General features: G+C 42.4%; 4 protein-coding genes. All 4 read left to right on the top strand.

Annotated features, from left to right (window positions below; translation table 11 throughout):
- The first annotated feature begins 705 nt into the window (after positions 1 to 705).
- The gene (locus tag B4F91_RS04655; protein ID WP_286937392.1) at positions 706 to 2,433 is read left to right on the top strand and encodes a DUF4856 domain-containing protein; all 1,728 of its coding nucleotides are present in this window, start codon (positions 706 to 708) and stop codon (positions 2,431 to 2,433) included.
- A gap of 85 nt (positions 2,434 to 2,518) precedes the next feature.
- Positions 2,519 to 3,793: an imelysin family protein gene (locus B4F91_RS04650; protein ID WP_286937390.1), complete on the top strand. Its 1,275-nt coding sequence runs from the start codon at positions 2,519 to 2,521 to the stop codon at positions 3,791 to 3,793.
- Positions 3,794 to 3,801: 8 nt separating this feature from the next.
- The gene (locus tag B4F91_RS04645) at positions 3,802 to 6,036 is read left to right on the top strand and encodes a TonB-dependent receptor family protein (RefSeq protein WP_282337617.1); all 2,235 of its coding nucleotides are present in this window, start codon (positions 3,802 to 3,804) and stop codon (positions 6,034 to 6,036) included.
- Between the two features lie 10 nt (positions 6,037 to 6,046).
- Entirely contained in the window at positions 6,047 to 7,087 is a 1,041-nt protein-coding gene (locus tag B4F91_RS04640) for a sterol desaturase family protein (protein WP_096739979.1), read from the top strand.
- The last annotated feature ends 102 nt before the right edge of the window (positions 7,088 to 7,189 follow it).

Below are 7,189 nucleotides of genomic sequence, written 5' to 3'. Positions count from 1 at the left end.
CATAAATAGGCGATAACGCAGCATAAAAGCCAAACATGGGATGCCCATTGGGTTCTTTCTAGGGCGATAAACTATTCTTAATTGGTTTTTACTTATTTTTACATGAATGTAAGTCATTAAAATAACGCAGAAGCCGTTATCGAGCCAACTAAGTTACAAACCACGCGCCGCGATTTAATCGCCCCTAGATTGAACAAATTTCTATCCGCCAAGGTCAACACGCCCTAGTATACCTTTAATCAATACGCCGATATAAGCCTCTAAAACAGTAAGTGAAGCAAAAAACCACACTTAAACGCTATAAGTGGTGCGTTTTTAAAATAAATAATAATTATTACAAATAGCTTTTATATCTAAAAAGTTAGTGTGATTTTATTTTTACGTAATGTTCGCACCTTGCTTTAAGGCGCAGTGTTCCTTTCTAAAAATACTTATCTAGTACAAACCAAGCATTGTTATAAGTTTTTGATAGTTAATTACTTTAATAAGTAGATTAGCTTTGTACAGCGAATGTTTTGCTAAGCAATTTACGCGCTGTTTAGCTATGTTAAAAAGTATTTTTGCCGATCTCCCTTTGTTCTAAAAACTAAAACTATTTTAAAAATAAAACAAAAAAGCAACATTTAGGTTGATTGTTAGGTATTTGTAATTAGAATAGTCGCTATTACAAATAAGAATGATTCACATACAATATTAGGATTCAACATGAATTTGCGTAAATCTCTCCTTGCTAGTGCAGTAATTACTGCAACTATGGGTTTAACTGCGTGTGGCGGCTCAAGCTCCAGCGATAGCACCGAAACACCAACCACTCCAACAGTGACTAATTCGGCACCTACCGCTATTAGCTTATCAACAGCGGCTGTAACAGAAGATGTAGTAGGCGCAGTAGTCGGTACTTTAAGTGCAACCGATGACGATGCAACAGGCATGGTATTTACACTTTCTGATGATGAACAGTATTTTGAAATTAATGACAGCAATGAGCTAACGCTTAAAAGCACGTTAGCGCTTAATGCTGAGCAAGTAGAAACAATTGATGTAACAGTCACTGCAACCGATGCTGGCGATTTAAGTTTTACACAAACACTGAGCGTATCTGTAACTGATATTGAAGCGCAAGATGGCGTAAACGTTTACGAATTTGCCTCAACAGTTAATGCTAGTAATTCTGCGGTAAGTTACACAGGCCAAGTGGCTCGCCATGCACTTTCGGCGCAAATTAAAGCTTACATAAGCTTATTAAGTGTTGATTACATTGAAAGCGAAGGCTTAACAGGCGATGCCGTTAAAGCGCAGTTAATGGCTTATTGGAGCGATTACGAAGCCGTAAAAGATAACAGCTTTTTGTTTATTGATGGCGCAACTACGTTTCAACAGTCGTTTGCAGAAATTTCGAATTCAGGCAAAACCTTAACAGGTAAAATTGCCGGTAACGATGCGTCTAAAATGGAAGAAGATTGGCTAACAGAAGGTACATTTGAAGGCTGGAGCGACTTCGGCACTCAAGCAAAAACACCAGAAGGGCTTATTTTTCATTACTTTGATTTACTTGCCGCGAATGTAGATGCAATTGCAAGCGGTACACAATCTGAGGATGTAAACGGTAATGACATTACTGCGGCATACATCACAACAAGTGGCCTTGATTTAAACCAGCTTATTCAAAAGCATACGCTAGGTGCGTTAATGTTCTCGCAAGGCACTGACGATTACCTAGACGAAGGGCTTGATGAAGATAACACCGATGCAGCAGCCGATGGCACTTACAGTACTTTAGAGCATCAATACGATGAAGGTTTTGGTTACTTTGGCGCAGCACGTCATTATTTAGAATTTAGCGACGAGGCTATTTCTGATGGTAGCGCAAGCGCTGATATTGATGGCGATGGCAAAATTGACTTAGCGAGTGAATACAATTGGGGTAACTCTACCAATGCAGCTAAACGTGATAAAGGCGCGGTAGTAGCGACTGACTTTAGCAGCTCAGCAATGACGGCGTTTATTGCGGGTCGTAAAATTATTAACGATGCTGCACCAAGTGCATTAACTGATGATCAAAAAACGCAGTTATTAGCACAACGTGATATTGCAGTAGCCAATTGGGAAAACGCAATTGCAGCCACCGTTGTACATTACATCAACGACACATTAGCCGACATTGATACAGTACAAGGTACAGGGGCAAGTGCTGACGATTTTGCTAATTTAGCTAAACACTTTAGTGAAATGAAAGGCTTTGCACTGAACTTTCAATTTAACCCATTTTCACCTTTTTACAGCGACGATAACGCAGGTAAATTTGCCGAGCTACATACATTACTCGGTGAAGCGCCCCTGCTAACAGATGCATACAAAGCGCAGTTAGTAGAGGCACGTGATTTGATGCAGGAAGTTTACGGCTTTGATGCTCAAAACGTTGAAAACTGGTAATAACCACCCGTTTTAGCACCAAGGAAGGTCAGCCCACGGGCTGGCCTTTTGCCGTTTAATTTTCAAAGTTTTTAGGGTTGAAATAATGATCAATTATGCAAAAAAAGGGGTTGTGGTTGCAGCTACTGTACTAACCCTTAGTGGGTGTGGTGAAAGTAGCTCAAGTAGCACAGGCAGTGATTTTCAAAGTAGTGATAGCGGGCAAACTACGACGCCTGCGGTTACAGAGTTTGATGAAGCACAACTCGTTACTAACTTAGTCGATAATGTAATAACACCGACGTTTGTTTTGTTTAATCAACAAGCACAAACACAAACACAGGCCGTTGCAAATTACTGCCAAGCTGAAATACAAAGCGTACAAGAAAGCTCAGAAGAGGCCATTGCGCTGCGTGCTCAAGCACAACAAGCCTGGCTAGATACCATGGCGGGTTGGCAACAAGCCGAAATGATGCAAATGGGGCCGCTTCTTGATAACGCAGGGCAGTTACGTAACCAAATATATTCATGGCCTACTTTTAGCCGCTGTGGGATAGACCAAGACGTGGTGTATAACCAAGACGGTGTTATTAACCAAGATCAAAATCGCCCGTATGCCATTAGCGAAAGAACAGCAACACGCCGCGGCTTATTTGCAATTGGGCATGTGTTGTTTAACGAGCAATTAGCGCATCACTGTAGTGTGGCAAATGACGCCCTTGCAGATTGGAATAACCGTACAGATTTAGCGCGTCGTCAGGCTCGTTGTGAGTTTGCTGTGGTGGCAAGTGAAGATGTTTTAAGTTCGTCAGCGCAGTTATTACAAGCTTGGCAAGGGGATAGCGGTTTTGCTAATGAATTAAAAAATACCGGCCAAAGTGGCTCTCGCTTTAGCACAACTCATGAAGCGCTTAATCATATTAGCGATGCACTGTTTTATATCGACACAATAGTAAAAGATAAAAAATTAGCAGAGCCGATTGGTATTTTTTCAAATTCGTGTGGCGCATCGGCGTGCCCTGAAGATGTAGAAAGCCTAGATGCGAAAAGCTCTTTAGATAATATTCGTAATAACTTAGTGGCGTTTGAAGCGTTAATTATGGGTAATTTAGACGCTGAGCAAGCAGGCACTGGCTTTGATGACTTTTTAGATGCAGAGCAAGCACAGGCTACTAAAACACGTTTAGTTGAAGGAATAGCAACCCTTAAAGCCACTTTAAATAGCATTGATAGCTCGCTGGCCGATTTGCTAATTGATAACGAGCAACAGGTACGTGATGTACATGGGCAAGTGAAAGTGCTGACCGATGAGCTAAAAAATGACTTTATTAATGAGCTAGCACTTGAGCTACCTACCACCTCTGCAGGCGATAACGACTAAGGGCGACAATGAAATACAATAAACTTACAATTGCATTGCTTATGGCCGTAAGTTGCCAAGCAGTGGCAGAGCAAAAAAACGAATTAGAACATATTCAAATTATTAGCCATAACGATAAATTGCGCACCGAAGCAGGCTCGGCAACTTTAATTGGCGAAGCGCAACTTGAACAATTTGAGTTTGATGATATTCATCGTATTTTATCGCAGGTGCCTGGGGTAAACATACGCGAAGAAGACGGCTTTGGGCTAAGGCCTAACATTGGTTTTAGGGGCGTAACCCCTGAGCGTAGTAAAAAAATAACTATTTTAGAAGACGGTGTTTTAATTGGCCCTGCGCCGTATTCGGCACCGGCGGCTTATTATTTTCCGCTTACTACACGCATGACCGCAGTTGAAGTGTTTAAAGGCCCAGCAGCCATACATTATGGCCCGCAAACGGTGGCGGGTACGCTTAATTTAGTGTCGCGCCAAGTGCCTGATGATGCCAGCGGTATGCTTGATATTTCAGCAGGCTCCGATGGCTACAAAAAAGCGCACGCGTATTATGGTAATCGCGAAGGGCAGTTTGGCTTTTTAGTTGAAGGCGTTCACCTAGAAAGTGACGGTTTTAAAGAGCTTGATGGCGGACAAGATACTGGCTTTGAAAAAGACGATTTATTAGTTAAATTAGATTACACACTTAATAGCGAGCAGTTTAAGCAACGCTTTGAGTTAAAGCTGGCCTATTCAGATGAGCTTTCTAACGAAACCTACCTTGGGTTAACCGAAGAAGATTACCAGCAAACACCGTATCGCCGTTATGCCGCCAGTGGCCCTGCAAATATGGACACTAAGCATACGCAAGTGATGTTTACCCACCAGCTTAGCAGCGACAATTTTGCCCTTACAACCCGCGCCTATCGCAACGATTTTGAACGTGCGTGGCTTAAACTCAACGCGGTTACTAACAGCAGTGGTAGTTTGTCGGATATTTTGGCAGACCCAACACGCTTTGAGCGTGAATACAGCGTTATTAGTGGCCAAGCCGATTCGGTTCAAAGTGGTGAAAGCAATGTGTTTTTAACCATGGGAACTAACGACAGAGCCTTTTTCTCACAAGGCATACAGTTTGATGGTGATTGGCAAGTCGCTGCGTTTGGGCTTGAACATTCACTCTCATTTGGGGTGCGTTTTCATCAAGATGAAATAGAGCGCGATCATTTTGAAGACACATACGCCATGGTTAACGCGGTTAACACCCGTACAGACACCGCGAGTGTATTTACCACACAAAATACCGAATCTACCGATGCGTGGTCGTTATATATTGAAGACAAAGTAACCTTCGATAAGCTAACTCTTGGTTTAGGCGTGCGTGGCGAGTTAATGGATATGTCGTATCAAAATGACGGCCCTGGCCAAGAAAACGATTGGCAAGATAAATCGAGCCGTATTTGGTTACCTGGTTTAAGTGGCTTTTACCAATTATCGGCCAATGCAGGGTTACTTTTTGGTGTACACCAAGGGTTTGTGCCCTCAAGCCCATCTAGCCCTGTACGTGAAGGAGATGAAGAGTTTGAAAAAAGCGTAAACTATGAATTTGGTGGCCGTTACAACAACGGTAACAGCCAAGTGGAAGTAGTGAGCTTTTTTAATGATTATTCAAACTTAGTAGAAAGCTGTGGCCAGTCAAACTGTGGAATCGAAAACGAAATTGACCGCGAGTTTAGTGGTGGGGAAGTGGATGTATGGGGCGTTGAGTCTCAATTTGCACACACCTACGCATTAAATAAGCACATTGATGTGCCGGTACGCTTAACTTATACCTACACGCAAAGTGAGTTTAAAGAAGAGCTATTTAGCGAATTTACGCAGTGGGGACATATTCGCCCGGGCGATCATTTACCGTACTTGCCTAACCATCAAGCTGCGCTGAGCTTAGGCCTTGCACATAACGATTGGTCGGTTGATGTATTAATAAAATACACCTCAGAAATGCCAGAGGCCGCTGGCGTAGCTTATACCGCTGGTGAGCTTGGTAACACCACAGGGAATGATTTTTCATTACCGTTGGCAGGTGTCGAGGTACCCGCTACAACCGTTGTAGATATTGCTGCGCGCTACGAGCTTGATCAATATGGGCATATTTACGCTAAGGTAGATAATCTGTTTGACCAAGATAACATTGTTAGTCGTCGCCCATATGGCGCGCGCCCGGGTAAACCGCGTAGCGTAGCCGTGGGTTACAAATATCAATTTTAAGAGGTAAGTTATGCTCGAGACTATATGGCAAACGCTTCTTCAAACGCCAAATTATTTGTTTGATGCCAATAAACGTATTTTTATTGGCTATAGCATTGCGGCGTTAGTGATTGCAATGTTGCTGTATTTCTCGGGCCGTGCGCAGCAAAAAAAGCGCACGTGGCGTGGGCTGGGGCGCTATTTATTTAGTAAGCGTATTTGGCTGAGTAAAAGTGCCAAGCTCGACTACCAATTATTAATTATAAACCGTTTACTTAAAGCCGCGCTGTGGGTGCCTATAGTGTTAACTATGGTGCCTGTTGCTATTGGCGTAAGTGATGCCCTGCAATGGCTTTTTGGTGAGCGCGCAGTATGGCAGCTGCCAAGTACTGTGGTGTTAGTTATTTTTACCGTTTTATTGTTTATATTTGATGATTTAACACGGTTTTTATTACATTTAGCACTGCATAAAGTGCCGTTTTTGTGGCATTTTCATAAGGTACATCATAGTGCGTTAGTGCTCACCCCAATGACCATTTATCGCAGCCACCCGTTTGAAAGCTATTTATATGCCTGTCGAATGGCGTTAGCCCAAGGTTTTGTAGTGGGCGTTTGTGTGTATTGCTTTGGCCGAAATTTATCAATGTTAGATATTTTGGGGGCTAATGTATTTGTATTTGCCTTTAATGCTTTAGGCGCTAATTTACGCCACTCACATGTGTGGTGGAGCTTTGGTAAAAAAATAGAAAATTGGTTAATTAGCCCAGCTCAGCACCAAATTCATCACAGCGATAACCCAAAACATTTTGACCGTAACTTAGGCTCAGCGTTAGCCATTTGGGATAGAGCCTGTGGCACACTGATAAAAGCGCATCAAGTAGGTAAAATTACCGTGGGGGTTGGCAATAACGACCGGGGGCACAACAGTGTAATGGATGCGTATTGGCGGCCAATTTACGAGAACCTACAAACGCCTTGGCAACGTGTGGCTAAAGCCGCTAATAAGGTGAATGTTTTTAATAAAAAAAAGCCCATTATTGAGGTTAATATTAACGACAAAACAGTTAAATAGCGCTCGGTTACAAAAAATAAAAGGTTAAATTGTAAATTTTGTGTTTCAATAATCGTATCAAACTCGGTACATACACGCGTACCTTCTTTAATTTACGATGAT

The organism is Pseudoalteromonas sp. UBA6610 (genome assembly GCF_002433295.1).
GTDB classification, from domain to species: Bacteria; Pseudomonadota; Gammaproteobacteria; order Enterobacterales; family Alteromonadaceae; genus Pseudoalteromonas; species Pseudoalteromonas atlantica.
The sequence above is the reverse complement of the archived record's forward strand: the minus strand, read 5'-3'. Positions and strand labels throughout refer to the sequence as shown.

Excerpts from the sequence above, each read along its gene's own strand:
- B4F91_RS04645 (WP_282337617.1), top strand. The coding sequence starts at position 3,802 with ATGAAATACAATAAACTTACAATTGCATTGCTTATGGCCGTAAGTTGC.
- B4F91_RS04655 (WP_286937392.1), top strand. The coding sequence starts at position 706 with ATGAATTTGCGTAAATCTCTCCTTGCTAGTGCAGTAATTACTGCAACT.
- B4F91_RS04650 (WP_286937390.1), top strand. The coding sequence starts at position 2,519 with ATGATCAATTATGCAAAAAAAGGGGTTGTGGTTGCAGCTACTGTACTA.
- B4F91_RS04640 (WP_096739979.1), top strand. The coding sequence starts at position 6,047 with ATGCTCGAGACTATATGGCAAACGCTTCTTCAAACGCCAAATTATTTG.